General features: G+C 74.2%; 16 protein-coding genes. 1 reads left to right on the forward strand and 15 read right to left on the reverse strand.

Features of this window, described 5'->3' with window-relative positions; all coding sequences use genetic code 11:
* Nucleotides 1-241 precede the first annotated feature (241 nt).
* From QNH85_RS11405 to QNH85_RS11415, 3 genes are all read right to left on the reverse strand, one after another.
* Nucleotides 242-2,032 (reverse strand): DUF4012 domain-containing protein, encoded by a 1,791-nt coding sequence (locus tag QNH85_RS11405; protein ID WP_282946604.1) that lies wholly within the window; start codon nt 2,030-2,032, stop codon nt 242-244.
* Between the two features lie 103 nt (nt 2,033-2,135).
* Nucleotides 2,136-3,461, reverse strand: a complete 1,326-nt coding sequence (locus QNH85_RS11410) for an MFS transporter (RefSeq protein ID WP_282946606.1) — start codon at nt 3,459-3,461, stop codon at nt 2,136-2,138.
* A gap of 10 nt (nt 3,462-3,471) precedes the next feature.
* Entirely contained in the window at nt 3,472-3,909 is a 438-nt protein-coding gene (locus QNH85_RS11415; protein ID WP_213282744.1) for a MarR family winged helix-turn-helix transcriptional regulator, read from the reverse strand.
* Nucleotides 3,910-4,174: 265 nt separating this feature from the next.
* Here QNH85_RS11415 and QNH85_RS11420 point away from each other — a divergent pair, with 265 nt between their 5' ends.
* Nucleotides 4,175-5,107: an endonuclease domain-containing protein gene (locus tag QNH85_RS11420; RefSeq protein WP_282946609.1), complete on the forward strand. Its 933-nt coding sequence runs from the start codon at nt 4,175-4,177 to the stop codon at nt 5,105-5,107.
* Nucleotides 5,108-5,220: 113 nt separating this feature from the next.
* Here the strand turns inward: QNH85_RS11420 and QNH85_RS11425 are convergent, their stop codons facing one another.
* From QNH85_RS11425 to QNH85_RS11480, 12 genes are all read right to left on the reverse strand, one after another.
* Nucleotides 5,221-6,546, reverse strand: a complete 1,326-nt coding sequence (locus QNH85_RS11425; protein ID WP_282946611.1) for a UDP-glucose dehydrogenase family protein — start codon at nt 6,544-6,546, stop codon at nt 5,221-5,223.
* A gap of 43 nt (nt 6,547-6,589) precedes the next feature.
* A complete protein-coding gene (locus QNH85_RS11430) occupies nt 6,590-8,074 on the reverse strand; it encodes an NCS2 family permease (RefSeq protein WP_282946613.1) in 1,485 nt (494 codons plus the stop codon).
* Nucleotides 8,075-8,197: 123 nt separating this feature from the next.
* The gene (locus QNH85_RS11435; RefSeq protein WP_213283305.1) at nt 8,198-8,686 is read right to left on the reverse strand and encodes a hypothetical protein; all 489 of its coding nucleotides are present in this window, start codon (nt 8,684-8,686) and stop codon (nt 8,198-8,200) included.
* Nucleotides 8,683-9,045, reverse strand: coding sequence for a response regulator (locus tag QNH85_RS11440; protein ID WP_213283306.1), 363 nt, complete (start codon nt 9,043-9,045; stop codon nt 8,683-8,685). The genes QNH85_RS11435 and QNH85_RS11440 overlap by 4 nt, the downstream gene beginning before the upstream one ends.
* A gap of 85 nt (nt 9,046-9,130) precedes the next feature.
* Complete coding sequence (locus QNH85_RS11445; RefSeq protein ID WP_282946614.1) at nt 9,131-9,583, reverse strand: chemotaxis protein CheX; 453 nt, start codon at nt 9,581-9,583, stop codon at nt 9,131-9,133.
* A complete protein-coding gene (locus QNH85_RS11450; protein WP_213283308.1) occupies nt 9,580-9,963 on the reverse strand; it encodes a response regulator in 384 nt (127 codons plus the stop codon). The genes QNH85_RS11445 and QNH85_RS11450 overlap by 4 nt, the downstream gene beginning before the upstream one ends.
* The gene (locus QNH85_RS11455; RefSeq protein ID WP_282946616.1) at nt 9,960-10,958 is read right to left on the reverse strand and encodes a CheR family methyltransferase; all 999 of its coding nucleotides are present in this window, start codon (nt 10,956-10,958) and stop codon (nt 9,960-9,962) included. Before QNH85_RS11455 ends, QNH85_RS11450 begins: the two co-directional genes overlap by 4 nt.
* Nucleotides 10,955-12,130: a chemotaxis-specific protein-glutamate methyltransferase CheB gene (gene cheB, locus QNH85_RS11460; RefSeq protein ID WP_282946618.1), complete on the reverse strand. Its 1,176-nt coding sequence runs from the start codon at nt 12,128-12,130 to the stop codon at nt 10,955-10,957. Before cheB ends, QNH85_RS11455 begins: the two co-directional genes overlap by 4 nt.
* Nucleotides 12,131-12,233: 103 nt before the next feature.
* Complete coding sequence (locus QNH85_RS11465) at nt 12,234-13,949, reverse strand: methyl-accepting chemotaxis protein (RefSeq protein WP_282946620.1); 1,716 nt, start codon at nt 13,947-13,949, stop codon at nt 12,234-12,236.
* Entirely contained in the window at nt 13,949-15,067 is a 1,119-nt protein-coding gene (gene chvE, locus QNH85_RS11470) for a multiple monosaccharide ABC transporter substrate-binding protein (RefSeq protein ID WP_282946621.1), read from the reverse strand. Before chvE ends, QNH85_RS11465 begins: the two co-directional genes overlap by 1 nt.
* A 150-nt stretch (nt 15,068-15,217) precedes the next feature.
* On the reverse strand, nt 15,218-16,822 hold the full coding sequence (locus tag QNH85_RS11475; protein WP_282946623.1) for a methyl-accepting chemotaxis protein: 1,605 nt from the start codon (nt 16,820-16,822) through the stop codon (nt 15,218-15,220).
* A gap of 168 nt (nt 16,823-16,990) precedes the next feature.
* A complete protein-coding gene (locus QNH85_RS11480; RefSeq protein ID WP_282946625.1) occupies nt 16,991-18,706 on the reverse strand; it encodes a methyl-accepting chemotaxis protein in 1,716 nt (571 codons plus the stop codon).
* Nucleotides 18,707-18,714 lie beyond the last annotated feature (8 nt).

The raw sequence follows: 18,714 nt of genomic DNA on the forward strand, positions 1-18,714 counted from the left end.
AGGGCGCTGATCGGGAGAGCGGGTGAAAGTTCCGCGTGATCACGCGGAACTCCGGCCCTGGAGCGCGGCCGACGCGGTGACCAGCCACGACGGGGTGCCGGCGGGCGCCGGGAGGGGCGAGAGCGGCGTGCAGGGTCACCCGGACGGGTGTGCCGGACGGGCGCTCCCGGGCTCCGGGCGCGGCAGCGCGGTGCGCGGTCTGAGGCGGGCGGGGGGCGGCGGCGCGGCGAGTGGCGGCGCCTCAGGGTGCGGGCGGGCACTCCCCCGTGACCACGCCCGGGCCCGTCAGGGTCGGGGTCGTCCACACGGTCAGCGCGCCGTCGGGGGCGAGCACGGTCACCGAGTACACCTCGGCGGTCGCGGGGGCGAGGCGCGACGTCAGCACCGCGACGTCCCGCCGCGCGGTGCTCGCGGTCTGCCCGCCGACGACCGCGTCGCCGCGCCGGACCTCTCCCAGCCGACCGTCCCGCGCCGAGTAGAAGGACACGTTCGTCGCGAGCCACCCGGCGGGCAGCCCGGAACCGCCGTCGCCGACCACCTGCGCCGGGAGCCCCGCGACGTCGCCCGGCGGGTGGTACTCGAGCGCGACGTCCACCCGCGCCGCCGCCCGGGGCGTCCCGCACCCGGTCATCGTGACGGTCACCCCCGCCGTCAGGTCGTAGTCGAGCTTGCCGGCGGTGCCGTCGTCGAGGAACACGCCCACCGCCTGCCCCACGCCCCCGGTGGCCGTGGGGGCGTCGCCGCTCAGGAACGCCCCGCCGACCGAGGACGCCGCGAGCCGGGCCTGCTCGGCGGGCCGCGCGGACCACAGGGCGACCCGGCGGGCGGCCACCGCGTCCGTCGCGACCGTCACCGCGGCGCGCGCCGTCGCCGGGTCGGCCGCGGCGTCCCGCAGCACCGCGAACACCGACGTGGCGACCTGCGCGTAGAACAGGTCGCCCGCGCGCGGGTCCCCGTAGGCCAGGTAGGCGTCGCGCAGCAGCGCCTGCAGCAGGTCGTCGCCGCCGAGCTCCTCGCCGTCGGCCTGCACCGTCCGCCCGGTCGCGGCGAGCAGGTCGGCGACGACGGTCGGGTCGGTGGCGAGCACCCCGTCGACCGGCTGCCCCGTCGAGGCGACCCAGAACGCGGACGCGAGCTCGGCCGCGCGCGGGTAGTCCGGCGTCTGCACCGTGTCCTGCACCCAGCGCCCGAGCCGGTCGCCGAACAGCGCGAGCTCCTCGTCGGTCAGCGGCAGCGCGCTCGCCGGCAGCTCCGGCAGGTCGGCGGTGCTGCGCTGCCCGACCAGGCCCACGGCCCCGTCCCGGGCCTGCAGCACGGCGACCGCCCCGACGATGCCGCCCTGCGCGCGCAGCTCGGCGGGGTTGAGCGACAGCAGCAGGTACGTGCGCGGGCCGTCGGCGCCGAGCATCTCCGGCAGGACGGCGGCGAGGTCCGCCAGGGTGGCGCGGCCGCCCGCGGAGGCGTCGAGGGCGTCGCGCAGGTCGCGCACCGGGTCGGCGAGCGGGGCGGCGAGCCCGTCGGGGTCGATCGGCGCCAGGTCGGCGGCCAGGTCGTCGACGACCTCGGCGGCCCGGGCCGCGGCGGGGGCGGCGGCGGCCAGCGGCGCGACGTCGACCCAGCCGTCGGGGACCGTGCGCCCGGGGTCCGCGGCCGCAGCCGGTGCGGTGAGCGCACCCAGCGCGTCCAGGAGGTCCGGGGCCGCGTCGTGGGTGAGGTCCTCGGCCGCCGTCGCGACCGCCGACACCGCCGCGAGGTCGTCCCCCACGAACGGCAGGTGCTGCGCGAACCGCCACACCGGGTCGTCGGCGGCGGCCGACGCGCGGGCGGCAGCGTCCTGCAGGGCCGGCAGGCGCGCGCGGAGGGCCGCCACGTCGAGCGCCTCCGCCTCCGGCCGGGCGCCGTCGGCCGCGGCCTGGAGGTCCCGGGCGGCGCCGGCGGCCTGGACCACGCGGAACGTCAGCCACCCGCCGGCCAGGAGCACACCGCCGAGCAGCACCGCCACCGCGATGAGGAGCCGCCGTCGGATCGCCATCGTTCGATCGTCACATATCGGACAATTCGGACACGGGTCGGGGGGCGAAGTTCACCCGGCGCCGGCGGGGCCCGAGCGTCCCGGCGGCGAGAGCGTCCGGCAGTCAGAGCGCCGCGTCGGCCGCCTCGCGCGCCGCGACCTGGTCCACGCCGCTCCGGCGGGGGTTCGGCACGTCGGGGTGCAGCACCTCGAGGTGCGGGCGGGTGCGGACGCGGTACCGGACCTGGACGTTCCAGTGCTTCCTGGCCCACAGCGCCGCGAGCGTGGACACCAGCAGCGCGGTGATCGACCCGATGCCGATGGACCAGCGCGCCCCGAACGTCTCGCCGATCCAGCCGACGATCGGCGACCCGACCGGCGTCGCCCCGAGCATGACGATCATGTACAGCGACATGACGCGCCCACGGACCGCGGGGTCGGTCGACATCTGGATGGTGGTGTTCGCGGCGGTCATCATCGTCAGCGACGCGAGCCCCACCGGGATGCACGCGATCGCGTAGGACGTGTACGTCGGCATCAGCGCCTGCACGCCCGTCGCGACCCCGAACGCGAACGCCGCACCGATCACCAGCCGCACCCGGGGCCGCTCCCGCCGGGCGGCCAGCAGCGCGCCCGCGAGCGACCCGATCGCCAGCACCGACCCGAGGATCCCGTACTCCCCCGCGCCCTTGCCGAACTCGGCCCGGGCCATCAGCGCGCTCGTCATCTGGAAGTTCAGCCCGAAGGTCGACACCACGCAGATCACGACCATGATGACGAGGATGTCGCTGCGGCCCCGGACGTACCGGACGCCCTCGCGGATCTGCCCCTTCGCGCGGGGTGCGACCGGCATCGGGCGGAGCTCCGAGGTCCGCATGAGCAGCAGCGCCAGGATCGTCGCCGCGAACGACACCCCGTTGATGACGAACACCCAGCCGGTGCCGACCGCGGCGATCAGCAGGCCCGCGAGCCCGGGGCCGATCAGCCGCGCGGCGTTGAACGACGTGCTGTTCAGGCCCACCGCGTTGGACAGCCGGCCCGCGGGCACGAGCTCCGCGACGAACGTCTGCCGCACCGGCTGGTCGAGCGCCGCGACGGCGCCCAGCCCCAGCGCGAACAGGTACACGTGCCAGAGCTCCGCGTTCCCGGACAGCACCAGCACCCCGAGCCCGAACGCCAGCAGCCCCATCCCGCCCTGCGTGAGCATCAGCAGCTTGCGGCGGTTCACCCGGTCGGCGAGCACGCCCGCCCACGCGGACAGCAGCAGCGTCGGGAGGAACTGCAGCGCCGTCGTGATGCCGACCGCCAGGCCGGAGTCGTCGGACAGGACGGTCAGCACCAGCCAGTCCTGCGCGACGCGCTGCATCCAGGTGCCGATGTTGGCGACGAGCGCACCGCCGAACCACAGCCGGTAGTTCGGGTACGTCAGCGAGGCGAAGGTGGAGCTCATGCGGGCGGCCTCATCCTGCCGCGATCCGGCGCAGCAGCACGGCGGCCTGCGCGAGGGTCCGGCGTTCCTCGGGGGTGAGCGTGCGGAGCTGGTCGGCGAGCCAGGCGTCGCGGCGTCGGCGGGTCTCGCGGACCTCGGCCTCCCCCGCGCCCGTGAGGCTCACGACGACCTGCCGCCCGTCCGTCGGGTGCTCCGACTTCGCGACGAACCCGAGCCCGACCAGGGTGTTCACGGTGCGGGTCATCGACGGCGGCTGCACGTGCTCGGCCTCCGCGAGCGCCCCGGGGGTGAGGGGACCCTCGCGCAGCAGGATCGCGAGCACGTTGAACTGGGGGTCCGGCAGGTCGGCGGCCCCGCGCCGGGACCGGATCCGCCGGGTCGACTTCGCCAGCGCGACGCGCAGCTCCCCGGCGAGCGCGAGGGGCCGGGCATCGGCGACGAGAGACATGTCCTTACCTTAACTCATTACCTACGCTAACGACACGCCCGGAGCCCTCTCCCCCGCCTCCCCACGGCCTACCCACCGCCTCCCCGCGGACGTCCGGCGCCGAGACTGCAGCAGACCGGCGGGTCGTCAGGGTTCGAACCACCCCGCTGCTGCAACCTCGGCGCGGGACCGTCGAGGCGTCCACAGGGTCAGGTGCGGCTGCGTGGTCCACAGGGACGCCCCCGCCGGGCGGCGTTCGGGTGCCCGGGTGCGGGACCGTGCGGCCGTGACTCACCCTCGCGCGGCGCTGCCGGCTGCCCTGTCGGGGGCGGCGTTCACCGTCGCGGAGGGCCGGCGTGCCGGGCTCACGGTCGACCAGCTGCGGCGGACGTCGCTGCGCGCCCCGACGCGCGGGGTGCGCACCGGGGCGCCCGCCCCCGACGACCTGCTCGGACGGTGTCGCGAGCTCCTGCCGGTCCTGCCGCCGGATGCCGTGTTCTGCCACGTCACGGCCCTCGGGCTGCTCGACGTCGACCTTCCCTGGCACCTGGACCCCGCCGGCCCCCTGCACGTCCAGGTCGGTCCGGCCGCGTCGTGGCCGCGGCGACGCGGGGTCCGGGCCCACTCCCGGTCCACGGCCGACGTGCGGTCCTGGGCTCTGCCCGGCGGAGTCCGGGTCCTCGCCCCCGAGCTCGCGTGGGTCCAGCTCGGGGGCGAGCTCGACGTGCCGGAGCTCGTCGTCCTGGGGGACGCGCTCCTGCGACGCCGGGAGGCGCTGTCGCGCCTCGATCGCCTCCAGGCCACCGTCGCCGGTCTCCCCGCGGGGACGCGAGGGGTGCGGCGCCTGCGCTCGGCGGCCGTGCACGTGCGCGCCCGCACCGACTCGCCGATGGAGTCGCGGCTGCGGTGGCTGCTGGTCGACGCGGGGCTCCGGTGCCCGGACGTGAACGTCCCGGTGCGCGGGCCGGACGGCTCGGTCGTCGCGATGCCCGACCTGAGCTACGTGCAGGAGCGCGTGGCGGTCGAGTACGACGGGGACGTGCACCGGACCAGCAGGGCGGTGTGGCGCCGTGACGTCGCCCGCCGCCAGGCGCTGGAGGCGCTGGGCTGGCGGGTGGTCTCCTGCACGGCCGACGACGTCCTGCACCACCCCGCACGCGCTGTCGCGTGGGTCCGCGCCGCGCTCTCCCGCGCCGCCACGCCGTCGAGCCTGCAGTAGGCGGGTGGTTCGAGGGCCGTGAACCCCCCAGGTTCTGCAGTCTCGGCGCTGGTCGGCGGGTGGGTGGGTGGGGGGGCGGGTGGGGGCGGGCGGGGGGCGGGCGGGAGGCCCCGTCAGGGGCGGCCCAGGGCGCGGTACGTCCAGCCCGCGGCGCGCCAGCGCGGGGGGTCCAGGACGTTGCGGCCGTCGAGGATGCGGCGCTCCCGGACCAGGCCCGCCAGGGCGTGCGGGTCCAGGTCGCGGTACTCGGCCCACTCGGTCGCCAGGAGCACGACGTCCGCGCCCTCGACGGCCTCCTCGACGGTCGCCGTGAACACGAGGCCCGGCCACGCCGCGCGGGCGTTGTCGACGGCCCGGGGGTCGGTCACCCGCACCTGGGCGCCCTGGAGCTGCATCTGGCCGGCGACCGACAGGGCCGGCGAGTCCCGCACGTCGTCGGAGTCGGGCTTGAACGCGGCACCGAGCACCGCGACGTTCCGCCCGACGATCGACCCGTGGCACACCTCGCGCGCCAGGTCGACCATCCGGACGCGCCGCCGCATGTTGATGGCGTCGACCTCCCGCAGGAAGGTGAGGGCCTCGTCGACGCCGAGCTCCCCGGCGCGGGCCATGAACGCGCGGATGTCCTTGGGCAGGCAGCCGCCGCCGAACCCGAGGCCGGCGTTGAGGAAGCGGCGCCCGATCCGGTCGTCGTAGCCGATGGCGTCCGCGAGGCCGGTGACGTCCGCGCCGGTCGCCTCGCACAGCTCGGCCATCGCGTTGATGAACGAGATCTTGGTCGCGAGGAACGAGTTGGCGGCGACCTTGACGAGCTGCGCCGTGGCGTAGTCGGTGACGACCAGCGGCGTGCCGTCGGCGAGCGCGGCCGCGTAGACCTCGTCGAGCACCGCCCGCGCGGCCGCGCCGGCCTCGGTGGGCACGCCGCCCGGGCCCGTCGGCAGGCCGTAGACGAGCCGGTCGGGGTGCAGCGTGTCGTGCACGGCGAAGCCCTCGCGCAGGAACTCCGGGTTCCACACGAGCGTCGCGCCGGTGGGCGCCAGCCGCTCGGCCAGCGACTCCGCGGTGCCCACCGGGACGGTCGACTTCCCCACCACCAGGTCGCCGGGACGGACGTGCGGCAGCAGCGCGGCGAACGCGTCCTCGACGTAGGTCAGGTCCGCCCGGAGCTCGCCGTGCCGCTGCGGGGTGCCGACGCACAGGAAGTGCACGCGCGCGCCGGCGGCCTCCGCGGGGTCGGTCGTGAAGGTCAGCCGTCCCGCGTCCCGCACCGAGGTGAGCAGCTCGGGCAGCCCCGGTTCGTAGAACGGGGCCGTCCCGGCGGCGAGCTTCTCGACCTTCGCCTTGTCGACGTCGACGCCCACGACGGTGTGCCCGAGCTCCGCCATGCTCGCCGCGTGCACCGCGCCGAGGTAGCCGCAGCCGATGACCGAGACGCGCATGGGTCCTCCCGCCGGTGGTGGTCGGGTCGAACCTACCGGCGCGTCAGACGCCCAGCAGGTCCTTGATCGGGCCGATGAGGAAGTACACGACGAACAGCGCGCCGGCGACCCACATCAGCGGGTGCACCTGGCGCAGCTTGCCCATCGCCAGCTTGATGACGATGAACGAGATGACGCCCGCGCCGATGCCGACCGTGATCGAGTACGAGAACGGCATGAGCACGATGGTGAGGAACGCGGGGACGGCCACCTCGAAGTTCTTCCAGTCGATGCCCGAGACCTGCATGACCATGAGGAAGCCGACGACGACCAGCGCCGGGGTGGCGGCCTCGAACGGCACCATGCCGACCAGCGGGGCGAGGAACGTCGCGAGCAGGAACGCCACACCCGTGGTGACGGACGCCAGGCCGGTGCGCGCGCCGTCGCCGACGCCCGCGGCCGACTCGACGTAGCTGGTGTTGGAGGAGACCGAGGCCGCACCACCGGCGGCGGCGGCCAGGGAGTCGACGACCAGGATCTGGCGGGTGCGCGGCGGGTTGCCCTTCTCGTCCAGCAGGCCGGCCTCGCCGCCGACGGCGACCATCGTCCCCATCGTGTCGAAGAAGTCGGCGATCATCACCGAGAACACCAGCAGCACGACCGCGACGATGCCGATCTTCTCGATCGACCCGAACAGCGAGAACTGCCCGAGCAGGGAGAAGTCGGGGGCGGCGACGATGGAGTCGGGCAGCGCGGGCACGGCCAGCGACCAGCCGCCGGCGTTGTCGGCGGACCGGGCGCCGATCCCGGCGACGGCCTCGACCACGACGGCCAGCACCGTCGACGCGATGATCGCGATGAGGATGGCGCCGTGCACCTTGCGGGCCATGAGGATGATCGCGAGGAACAGGCCGACCACGAAGACGAGCAGCGGCCAGCTGCCGAGCGACCCGCCGATGCCGAGCTCCACGGGGGTGGCCTGGCTGAACGGGATGCGCACGAAGCCGGCGTCGAACAGGCCGATGAACGCGATGAACAGGCCGATGCCGACGCTGATCGCGGTCTTCAGCTCCATGGGCACGGCGCGGAACACGGCCTCGCGGAAGCCGGTGAGCACGAGCACCAGGATGATGAGGCCCTCGAGCACGACGATGCCCATCGCGTCGGCCCACGTCATGTCGGGCAGCGAGGCGATCGAGTACGTCACGACGGCGTTCAGCCCGAGGCCCGCCGCGAGCGCCAGGGGGAAGTTGGCCACCACGCCCATGAGGATCGACATGACGCCGGCGACCAGCGCCGTGGTCGCCGCGATCATCGGGATGTTCGGCTCGGAGCCGCCCCCGAGGAAGCTGCCCGTGCCGTCCTGCACGGTGCCGATGATCAGCGGGTTGAGCACGATGATGTAGCTCATCGTGAAGAAGGTGACGAGGCCGCCCCGGATCTCGGTCCCGACGGTCGACCCGCGCTCGGAGATCTTGAAGAACCGGTCGAGCGCGCTCTTCGGTGCGGCGGGCGCCTGCGCGGACGCCCCCGTGGAGGTGGTGGACATGGGGGGAAGTGTGGCAGAAGCGTGCGGGACGGGTCGCGCCCGTCCGCGAACGTTTACCCCCCCGAAACGCGCCCGGCCCGGCACCCCCGCGGGGGTACCGGGCCGGTCGCAGAGCGCCTCGCGTCAGATGACCAGGACCGACGCGGTGCCCTTGCCGTAGCCGGACACCTCGACCTCCAGGTCGAGGCGGCGGACGTACGCCAGGACCCACTGCGCCACGTCGGCGGGCAGCGGCTCCCGGGGGGCGTACCACTGGTCCAGCTTGAGGTGCGGGGCGTCGCCGACGTTGAACAGCGCGGCGGTGACGTTGAGGATCTCCCCCGCGTTCTCGGCGAGCGCCGGCGGCAGCTGCTCCTCCTCCGCCGCGGCCCGCGAGGTGGCGGCGGGGACGAGGGCGATGGACGCGCCGAGGTGCGCCGCGAGGGGCAGGTCGAACAGCACGATGGCCGACAGCTTCATCAGCCGGTCGACGTACACGCCGACGAGCGCGCCGCCGTTGAGCACCGGGTCGACCATGGGGCCGCCCGTGGCGACCTCCACGTCGCGGCCGATCAGGCCCTCCCAGTGCTCGCGGACCTCCTTGGCGGAGGGCAGGGGCGTGGCGTCGCTCATGCGAGCACCGGCTCGATGGCCTCGCGGAACGTGTCCGCGGTGAACGGCTTCGCGATGAGGAACAGCGCCCCGGCCTCGTCGGCCATCGTGCGCATCTCGTCGGAGCCCTCCGAGGTCACGAAGCCGAACGGGGTGCCGAACCCCTCGGCACGCAGGGCGCGCAGCAGGTCGATGCCCGTGAGGTTCGGCATGTTCCAGTCCGACAGCACGACGTCGGGCTCCTGGGCGCGGACGGCCTCGAGCGCCTCGGCGCCGTCGGCCGCCTCGCGGACGTCCCAGTCGTAGCCGGCCTGGCGCAGCGTGCGGATCACGATCTGCCGCATCACACGGCTGTCGTCGGCGATGAGCACGTTGATCATGCTCGTCACTTCCCTTCGGTGTCAGCGGTCGCGGCGGGGGCCGCGGGGTGCAGGGGGTACAGAGGATGCAGCGAGCCCACGCAGCTCACTGGAACAGCCAGACCACGACGAGGATCGCGTGGCCGCGCCAGTCGAGCCGCAGCTCGTGCGAGAGGGAGCCGCCGGCGACGTCCGGGAGCTCGGTGGCGACCCGGGGCAGGCCCAGGGTGCCCTGGGACGGCAGCAGCGCCTTGATGTTGCCGCCGACCACGTTCGCGACCTCGCCGAAGGCGTCGTCGAGGTCCTCGGGGCCGACGGGCTCGTCCGCGCCCATGCGCAGCAGCGCGCGGGTGAGCTCGTGCGCGGTGGCCAGGTCGGTGGTGACGGCGGCCCGGCCGGCGAGCTCGCCGTGGACGTCCACCCAGGCGACCAGCGGCTCGACGACGGCGGGCAGCTCGCCCTCCCAGGGACGCAGGTAGCCGACCTCCCCGTCGATCATGGCCGCGAACACCTCCTCGGCGATCGCGTACACCTGGTCCTGCTCGACGACGGCGGTCATACGGTCTCCTCGGCGGGGACGAGCCCGAGCAGGTCGAGCTTGTCGCGGATGGCATCGGGGGTGAACGGCTTGATCAGGTACTCGTGGGCGCCGGCCGCCAGGGCGCGCACGATCTGGCCGTGCTCGCTCTCGGTGGTGACCATCATCAGCGTGATGTTCCGCCACAGCGGGTTCGCGCGGACCTTGGTGACGAACGTCAGCCCGTCCATCACCGGCATGTTCCAGTCGATGCAGGCCAGGTCGACCTCGCCCTCCTGGTCCAGGACGTCGAGGGCCTGCTGACCGTCGCCGGCCTGGAGCGTGGTGAAGCCCAGCTCCTCCAGTGCGCCCGCGACGATGCGCCGCATCGTCCGCGAGTCGTCGATGACCAGGGCTCTCATCGCGTCACTCCTTGTTCGAATGCGGTGCCGGTCGTGCCGACCGCACCGGTCGGGCGCGGGCGCGCCGTGGGCAGGGTGGTGGTGGCCGGCCGGGTGAACGCCGGACGGGTCGTGGGGGCCGGCGCCGCGGCGGGGGCCGTGCCGAACGCCGGGGGTGCGAGGCGGGGCTGCGGGACGCCGCCGGCGCGCACGGGCCGGTAGACGGACCCCCGCTCGACGGGCATCCGCTCCCAGTCCTGGTCGACGCCGATGGTCGTCTCCGCGGCACCGAGCACCAGGAACCCGCCGGGCTTCAGCACGCGGTGCACCCGGGACAGGATCGAGCGCTTGGTCTCGAGGTCGAAGTAGATGAGCACGTTGCGCAGGAACACGATGTCGAACGGGCCGGCGGGCGGGACGTCCAGCAGGTTGTGCTTGAGGAACGTGATCGCGCGGCGCAGCTCGTCGGCGATCTGCCAGTCCGCGCCGGCGCGCTGGAAGTAGCGCACCAGCATCGGGGCGGGCAGGCCGCGGTTGACCTCGAGCTGCGAGTAGCGGCCCGACTTCGCCTTGGCCAGCACCTGGTCGGACAGGTCGGTGGCGGTGATGTCGAACCGGGCGCCGGGGCCGAGCACGTCCGCGAGGGTCATCGCGAGCGAGTACGGCTCCTGCCCGGTCGAGCACGCCGCCGACCAGACCCGCACGGTGTCGAGCACGGGCCGGTCCGCGCGCAGGGCGGGGACGATGTGCGTGCGCACGGCGCTGAACGGGGTGTTGTCCCGGAACCACGAGGTCTCGTTGGTGGTGAGCGCCTCGACGATCACGGCGAGGTCGGTCTCCCGGCGCGCCGAGCGCACCTCGCGGATGTACGCGTCGACGCCGGCGTGGCCCGCGTCGCGCGCGATGGGCAGCAGCCGGCTCTCGACGAGGTACTCCTTGCCGGCCTCGAGCTGGATCGCGCTGCGGCGCCGGACGACGTCGGCGACGAACGCGAAGGTGTCCTGGGTCAGGCTCATGGCCGACCTCCGATCGGTGCTGCGGGGCGTCCGCCCGCGCGGGCGAGGACGGACTCGAGAGCGGGGGCGACTTCCCCGAGGGGCAGGACGCGGTGGGCGAACCCGGCGGTCGCGACGGCGCCCGGCATGCCCCAGACGACGCTGGTGGGCTCGTCCTGGACGATGACGGTGCCGCCGGCGGCCACGACGTCCTCGCAGCCGGTGCGGCCGTCGGCGCCCATGCCCGTGAGCACGAGCGCGAGCAGCTGCCCGCCGAGCTCCCGGACGGCCGAGCGGAACAGCACGTCCACCGCGGGGCGGCAGAAGTTCACGGGCGGGCCGTCGGTGATCGCGGCGCGCAGCATGCCGGCGGACCGGCGCAGCTCCAGGTGGTGGTCGCCCGCGGCGATGTAGACGTGCCCGGGCTCGAGCAGGTCGCCGTCGGCGGCCTCGACCACGGTCGCGGGGCCCAGGCGGTCCAGGCGGTGCGCGAGCTGGCGGGTGAACACCGGCGGCATGTGCTGCACGACGAGCACCGGCACCGGCGGCGGCGCGGACAGCGCCCCGAGCCCCTTGGACGGCGCCTCGGGCCCGCCGGTCGACGAGCCGATGATCACGGCGCTGACCGGGTGCGGCGCGGGCGCCTGCCGGGTCACGACCGGCATCCGGGCCGCCGCGGCGGTCCCCGCGATGGGGGCGCGCTGCGTCGGCGCGGCGAACGCCGGCTGGGCGGAGGCGGCGGGCGCCCCGGTGGCCGGGCCCGTGACGCCGGGCGCACCCGCCCGGCGCGGCACCAGCGCCTTGATCTTCGGGATGAGCTGGTCGGCGACCTGCGCCAGCGACTCCTGCACGCTGCCGACGTTCGCCGGCTTCGTCACGTAGTCGGTGGCCCCGGCGACCAGCGCGTCCAGCGTGGCCGACGCCCCGCGCTCGGTGAGCGTCGAGAACATGATGATCGGCATGGTGTGCCGGTTGCGGCGCAGCGCGCGCACCGCCTCGATGCCGTTCATCTCCGGCATCTCGATGTCCATGGTGACGAGGTCGGGGGCCAGCTGGTCCACCTTCGCCAGGGCGATGCGCCCGTTGGAGGCGAACCCCACCACCTCGATGTCCGGGTCGCGCGAGAGCGAGTCCGTCACCAGCCGGCGGACGACGACCGAGTCGTCGACCACCAGCACGCGGATCCTGGTCACGTCGTTCCCCTTACATGCGGACCGGCCGCACCGGCCGGGTTCGTGGTTCTGATCGGTCGGTGCGGCCGGTTCCTGAGTGGGCCGGTGCCTCGCGGGCGGGTGGTCAGAAGGTGAAACGCGCCACCCGCTCGTGCAGGTCCGCGGACAGCGCCGCGAGGTCCTGCACCTGGCCGGACACCTGGTCCAGGACGCCCACGGAGCGGGCCGCGGCACCGGCGACGCCGGTGATGTTGTGCGCGATCTCACCCGACCCCGTCGCGGCCTCGGCCACCGAGCGGGACATCTCGTTGGTCGTCGCGGTCTGCTCCTCGACGGCCGACGCGATGGTCAGCTGGTAGTCGTTGATGCTCGCGATGATCTGCGAGATCTCCCCGATGGCCACCACGGCGGCGCCGGTGTCGTTCTGGATCGCCTCGACGCGGCGCGCGATGTCCTCGGTCGCCTTGGCGGTCTCCTGCGCGAGCTCCTTGACCTCGCCGGCCACGACCGCGAAGCCCTTGCCGGCCTCCCCGGCGCGCGCGGCCTCGATCGTCGCGTTCAGCGCCAGCAGGTTCGTCTGCTCCGCGATCGACGTGATGACCTTGACGACGTTGCCGATCTCCTGGCTCGAGACGCCGAGCTTGGCGACCTGCTCGTTCGTGGCGACGGCCACGTCGGTGGCCTGCCCGGCGACCTTCGCCGCCTGCGAGGCGTTCTGCGCGATCTCGCGGATGCTGGCGCCCATCTCCTCCGCGCCGGCCGCGACGGCCTGCACGTTGCGGGACACCTGCTCGGCCGCGGCCGCCACGACGCCCGCCTGCGCGGACGTCTCCTGCGAGCCGGACACGACGTCCCCGTTGGACGCCTTCAGGCTGGCCGCCGTGGTCTCGACCGACTCGGCGGCCGTCACCACCCCGGCGAGGGTCGTGCGCAGGGACTCCTGCGCCTGGCCGAGCGCGGCGGCCATCCGGCCGGTCTCGTCGCGCCAGGGGACCTCGGCCGTCACGGTGAGGTCGCCGTCGGCCATGGCCTCCAGCGAGCCCTGCACGCTGCGCACGGCCCGGGTGATCCGGCGGATCACCAGCACCGCCAGCACGCCGGACAGGCCGGCACCGACGACGAAGGCGATGACCAGGACGAGGATCGTCCGGTCGACCTCCGCACGGCTGTCCGCGAGGATCTGGTCCACCTGGGCGTCGACCTGGCCCTGGGCGAGCGCGAGCGCCCGGCCGGCCCAGTCGGGGTCGGCGGAGGCGTCGGCGGCCAGCGCGGTGCGCAGCCCGTCCACGTCGCCCGCCTGGATCAGCGGGGCCAGCGTGCTGTCGCGGTACGCGACCCACGCCTCCCAGCGGTCCACGAAGTCGGTCCACTGCCGGGTGTCCGACTGCGGGTAGGCGGCGATGTTGTCGATCTGCGCGGCGACGTCGCGGTCGTTCCAGGCGGACGACTCGAGCAGCTGGGTGCGCACGGACTCGTCCGTGGCCTCGGTCGCGCGGTGCACGAGCAGGTGGCTGCGGGCCTGCGCGGTGCGCAGCTCCGACATGGCGGACTGCAGGTCGCCGGTCAGGCCGGACATCTCCTCGAGGTTCTGGCCGGCGCGGTACAGCGCCACGGCGCCGACCCCGCCGACGACGGCGAACGTGCCGCCGAGCACCAGGAGGGAGACGGCGATCTTCAGGGCGACGGGGCGGTCCCAGAACCAGGACGCGCGCCGGCGGCGGGCGGGCGCCTCCTGCTCGGCGGCGCCGTACGGGCCCAGGTCGTCGTACGACGGGCGGGCGTCCTCGTAGCGGTTCCGCTCGCCGCGCGCGGGGGCGTAGGCGTGGTCGGTGGCGGTCATCAGCCCAGCTCCTCCGCGGTGTAGTAGCCGCCGGCCACGAGGACCTGGCGGTAGTTCTGGCCGGTGACGACCTGCGGCGTCAGCAGGTACGACGGGACGACCTTCACGCCGTTGTCGTACGAGGTGATGTCGTTCGTCTCCGGCTCGGCGCCGTCCAGCAGCGCGCGGACCATCGAGACCGCGACCTCGGCGAGCTGGCGCGTGTCCTTGTAGACCGTGCCGTACTGCTCCCCGGCGGCGATGGACTGCGCGGAGGCGAGCTCCGCGTCCTGGCCGGTCACGACGGGCAGCGGCTGCGCCGTCCCGTAGCCGATGGTCTTCGTGGCCTCGATGATCGCGAGCGAGATGCCGTCGTAGGGCGACAGGACGCCGTCGAGGCGCTGGCCGGCGTAGAGCGGCAGCAGCGTGTTCATGCGCGTCGTGGCGTTCTTCGGGTCCCAGGCCTCGATGGCGATGGTGGTGAAGTCCGTCTCGCCCGACGGCACGGTCAGCACCCCGGAGTCGAGGTACGGCTGCAGCACCTGCATCGCGCCGGAGTAGAAGACGGTGGCGTTGTTGTCGTCGGGCGACCCGGCGAACAGCTCGACGTTGAACGGGCCGGTCTGCCCGGTGGGCTCCCCCGCCGCGTCCAGCACGCCGAGACCCTGGAGCAGCTGGGTGGCCTGCTGCACGCCGACCCGCGCGTTGTCGAAGGTGGCGTAGTAGTCGACGTCCGGCGACTCGCGGATCAGGCGGTCGTAGGCGATGACGGGGATGTCGGCGGCGGCGGCCTCGGCGAGCACGCCCTTGAGCGCCACGCCGTCGATCGACCCGATCACCAGCGCGTCCGCGCCGTCGGCGATCATCTGCTCGAGCTGCGCGACCTGCGTCGGCACGTCGTTCTCCGCGTACTCCAGCGCGACGTCGTACCCGAGCGCCTGCAGCTGGTCCTCGACGTTCTCGCCGTCACCGATCCAGCGCTCCGACGTGGTCGTCGGCATCGCGACGCCCACCAGCGGGCGCTCGCCCGGCTCCTGCGCCGGGTCGGCGGCACCGCAGCCCGCGACCGTCCCCACCGCCAGCAGCGCGAGGGACGCGGTCAGCGCGTTCCTCGCACGGTGGCGCTTCCCGTGCCTCATCTCGACTCCCTCGTCCGTCTCGGCCGCTGCGCTCCCTGCCGCGGCCGTGACCCCCCATTCGGACGGAGCCCGGGGGAAATGAGCGCTCCCCCGGGCGAAACCGCCGCGGGGGAGCGCTGGACGAGGCGTTCGGGTGACCTCAGGCGGTTCTCAGTAGGTGAACCGCGACACCCGGCCGCGCAGGTCCTCCGACATCCGGGCGAGCTCGCCGATGGAGTCGCCCATCTGGCCGAGCGTCTCGGACGACGTGGCGGCGGCCGACGCGACGCCGGTGATGTTCACCGCGATCTCCCCGGAGCCGGTCGCGGCCTCCGCGACCGAGCGGGACATCTCCGTGGTGGTGGCCGTCTGCTCCTCCACCGCGCTGGCGATCGTCAGCTGGTAGTCGTTGATGCTCGCGATGATCTGCGAGATCTCCCCGATCGCCGCGACCGCGCCCGTGGTGTCGGACTGGATGGCCTCGACGCGCCGCACGATGTCCTCGGTCGCCTTGGCGGTCTCCTGGGCCAGCTCCTTGACCTCGCCGGCGACCACCGCGAAGCCCTTGCCGGCCTCGCCCGCTCGCGCGGCCTCGATCGTCGCGTTGAGCGCGAGCAGGTTCGTCTGCTCGGCGATGCTCGTGATCGTCTTGACGACGTTGCCGATCTCCAGGCTCGAGGCACCGAGGCGCGCCACCTGGTCGTTCGTCACCGCCGCCGCGTCCGTGGCCTGGCCCGCGACCTTGGCGGCCTGCGAGGCGTTCTGCGCGATCTCCCGGATGCTGGCGCCCATCTCCTCCGCGCCGGCCGCGACCGTCTGCACGTTCCGGGACACCTGCTCCGCGGCCGCCGCGACGACGCCCGCCTGCGCGGAGGTCTCGTCCGACCCGGACACGACCTGGTGCGACGCCACGGACAGCTCCTCCGCGGCGGCCGCCACGGTCTGCGCCGTCTCGACCACGCCGGAGATCAGCCCGCGCAGGCTGTCCTGCGTGCGGGCCAGGTCGACGGCCAGCCGGCCGATCTCGTCCCGGCCGTCGACGCCCGACGGCACCGTGAGGTCCCCGTCGCCCGCGGCGGACAGCGCGCGCTGCACCCCGCCGAGCCGGCGGACGATCCCGCGGGCCACGACGTACGCCAGCGCGGTCGCCACCAGGGCGCCCAGCAGCGCCACCAGGACGGTGATGAGGATGGAGCGGGCGGCCACGTCGTCCGTCTCGTCCGCGAGCGCCGCGGCCTGGTCGCCCTGCGCGGTGGTCTCGACCTGGATCGCGTCGACCACGCCGGTGGTCAGCGGCCGGATCGTGTCGTTGAAGTAGGTCCCGAAGCCGGCGGTGTCGCCGGCGTCGGCCAGCGGGAACAGGGAGTCCTCGGCGGCCGCGTAGTACGCGTCCAGCGCCGTCACGATCGCGTCGACCGCGCCCTGGTCCACGGCCCCCGCCCGGTACTCCTCGATCTGCGCGTCGAGGTCCTGCTGCCGGGTCGTGAGCTCGTCCAGCAGCGTGGCGCGGGTCTCCTCGTCGGCGATCCCGTACTGGATCACGCGCGCGCGGTCGCCCTGGAAGGAGCGCTGGATCTCGGTGAGCTGCTGCAGCGGGGTGACGTTGCCGGCGTACATCTCGGCGGCGTCGGCGCGCAGCGTGCGCAGCGAGCTGACGGCCACGAGCGTCACGACGAGGGTCATCAGGGTCATCGCCGCGACGGCGGCGAGGATCTTGACCAGCACGGGCCGGTCGGTCCAGGGCCGGCGCGGGGCGCCGGGGTGCTGCGCGGTCATCTTCTGTCCTTCTCGCTCTGCGGGACCTACGTCCCCTCTATCGGCCGGGCCGCGCGGGTGCGGAGAGGTTGCCGGCACGCCGCAGGGCCCGGCGCGCGGGGGGTGCGCCGGGCCCTGCGGGGTCGAGGGGTGCTGCGGGGTCGTGCTCGGTCGTGCCGGGTCGTGCGGTCAGTACCGGAAGCCGGACACCCGCGCGCGCAGGTTCTCCGACATCCGCGCCAGCTCGGCGACCGCGTCGCCCATCTGGTTGAGCGTCTGCGACGACTCCGCAGCGGCCGACGCGACCCCGGTGATGTTCACCGCGATCTCCCCGGAGCCGGTGGCGGCCTCCGCGACGGAGCGGGACATCTCGTTGGTCGTGGCGGTCTGCTCCTCCACGGCCGACGCGATGGTCAGCTGGTAGTCGTTGATCGACGCGATGATCGAGGAGATCTCCCCGATGGCCGCGACGGCCCCGTGGGTGTCGCCCTGGATGGCCTCGACCCGGCGGGCGATGTCCTCGGTCGCCTTGGCGGTCTCCTGCGCGAGCTCCTTGACCTCGCCGGCGACGACCGCGAAGCCCTTGCCGGCCTCCCCGGCGCGGGCGGCCTCGATCGTCGCGTTCAGCGCCAGCAGGTTCGTCTGCTCCGCGATGGACGTGATGACCTTGACGACGTTGCCGATCTCCTGGCTCGAGACGCCGAGCCGCGAGACCTGGTCGTTGGTGGTCTGCGCGACCTCGGTGGCCTGCCCGGCGACCTTCGCCGCCTGCGAGGAGTTCTGCGCGATCTCGCGGATGCTGGCGCCCATCTGCTCGGCGCCCGCCGCCACGGTCTGCACGTTGCGGGACACCTGCTCCGCGGCCGCCGCGACGACGCCCGCCTGGGCCGAGGTCTGGTCCGAGCCGGCCACGACCTGGTGGGACGACGCCGACAGCTCCTCGGCGGCGGCCGCGACGGTCTGCGCCGTCTCGACCACGCCCGAGATCGTGTCGCGCAGGTTCTCCTGCGCCCGGGCCAGGGCCCGCGACATCTGGCCGAGCTCGTCGGTGGTGTCGACCTGCGGGACGACCGTGAGGTCGCCGTCCGCCATCGCCTCGACCGCGCGCTGCACCTCGGTGACCTGCCGGCGGATCATGTTCGCGATGACCATGCCGACGGCGGCCACGACGGCCACGCCGCCGAGCAGCACGATGATGAGGATCCGCGAGCCGGAGGCGGCCTCCGCGGCGGCCTGGTCCGCGACCGTCTTCAGGTAGTCGGCGCCGGACACCTCGGCGGTCTCGAGCGCGGCGACCATCGTGTCGATCGCGGCCTGGCCCTCGTTCTCCGTGATCCGGGCGAACTCGACGTCGTCGTTGGAGAACGCCGCCGGGACGAGCTGCTCGTCGCGGATCTGCTGCCAGGCGGCCCAGGCGACCTTGAAGTCCTCCCAGCCCGGGACGACGACCTCGCCGATGCCGGCCTCGAACGCGTCGGCCGCGGCCTGCAGGTCGGCGTCGGTCGCGGCGATCGCGTCGAGGTCCTCCTGCTGCTGCGCCTCGGTGTCGGTGACGCTCGCGCCGGACTGGGCGATGAGCATGCGGGCCTTGATCTCCTCCTGGTGCACGACGGCCAGCGGCGCGATCACGTTCGCGCTCACGGACTGCACCGAGGCGGTGCTGGCGGCCAGGTCGTTCATCCGCACCGCGGCGAACGTCCCCATCGCCGCGACGACAGCGACGACGAGGGCCAGCAGCTGGATGATCTTGGTGCGCACGCCGCGGTTGGCGAACCAGGCGGTGCCACGGCGGCTGCCGCGGGACGGGCGCGGGGCGGGACGCGGTGCGGCGGACCCGCCGGGGCCGCGCTGGGAGGGCACGCGGTCGAGCCGGGTGGCCGGCCGCGACGTCGTGGTGACGCTCATGGTGGGTC

The organism is Cellulomonas endometrii, from assembly GCF_949769265.1.
Classification (GTDB): Bacteria; Actinomycetota; Actinomycetes; order Actinomycetales; family Cellulomonadaceae; genus Cellulomonas; species Cellulomonas endometrii.

Bases quoted from the DNA above. Each gene is read 5' to 3' on its own strand.
- QNH85_RS11405 (WP_282946604.1), bottom strand. From the start codon at position 2,032: ATGGCGATCCGACGGCGGCTCCTCATCGCGGTGGCGGTGCTGCTCGGC.
- QNH85_RS11410 (WP_282946606.1), bottom strand. From the start codon at position 3,461: ATGAGCTCCACCTTCGCCTCGCTGACGTACCCGAACTACCGGCTGTGG.
- QNH85_RS11415 (WP_213282744.1), bottom strand. From the start codon at position 3,909: ATGTCTCTCGTCGCCGATGCCCGGCCCCTCGCGCTCGCCGGGGAGCTG.
- QNH85_RS11425 (WP_282946611.1), bottom strand. From the start codon at position 6,546: ATGCGCGTCTCGGTCATCGGCTGCGGCTACCTCGGCGCGGTGCACGCG.
- QNH85_RS11430 (WP_282946613.1), bottom strand. From the start codon at position 8,074: ATGTCCACCACCTCCACGGGGGCGTCCGCGCAGGCGCCCGCCGCACCG.
- QNH85_RS11435 (WP_213283305.1), bottom strand. From the start codon at position 8,686: ATGAGCGACGCCACGCCCCTGCCCTCCGCCAAGGAGGTCCGCGAGCAC.
- QNH85_RS11440 (WP_213283306.1), bottom strand. From the start codon at position 9,045: ATGATCAACGTGCTCATCGCCGACGACAGCCGTGTGATGCGGCAGATC.
- QNH85_RS11445 (WP_282946614.1), bottom strand. From the start codon at position 9,583: ATGACCGCCGTCGTCGAGCAGGACCAGGTGTACGCGATCGCCGAGGAG.
- QNH85_RS11450 (WP_213283308.1), bottom strand. From the start codon at position 9,963: ATGAGAGCCCTGGTCATCGACGACTCGCGGACGATGCGGCGCATCGTC.
- QNH85_RS11455 (WP_282946616.1), bottom strand. From the start codon at position 10,958: ATGAGCCTGACCCAGGACACCTTCGCGTTCGTCGCCGACGTCGTCCGG.
- QNH85_RS11465 (WP_282946620.1), bottom strand. From the start codon at position 13,949: ATGACCGCCACCGACCACGCCTACGCCCCCGCGCGCGGCGAGCGGAAC.
- chvE (WP_282946621.1), bottom strand. From the start codon at position 15,067: ATGAGGCACGGGAAGCGCCACCGTGCGAGGAACGCGCTGACCGCGTCC.
- QNH85_RS11475 (WP_282946623.1), bottom strand. From the start codon at position 16,822: ATGACCGCGCAGCACCCCGGCGCCCCGCGCCGGCCCTGGACCGACCGG.
- QNH85_RS11480 (WP_282946625.1), bottom strand. From the start codon at position 18,706: ATGAGCGTCACCACGACGTCGCGGCCGGCCACCCGGCTCGACCGCGTG.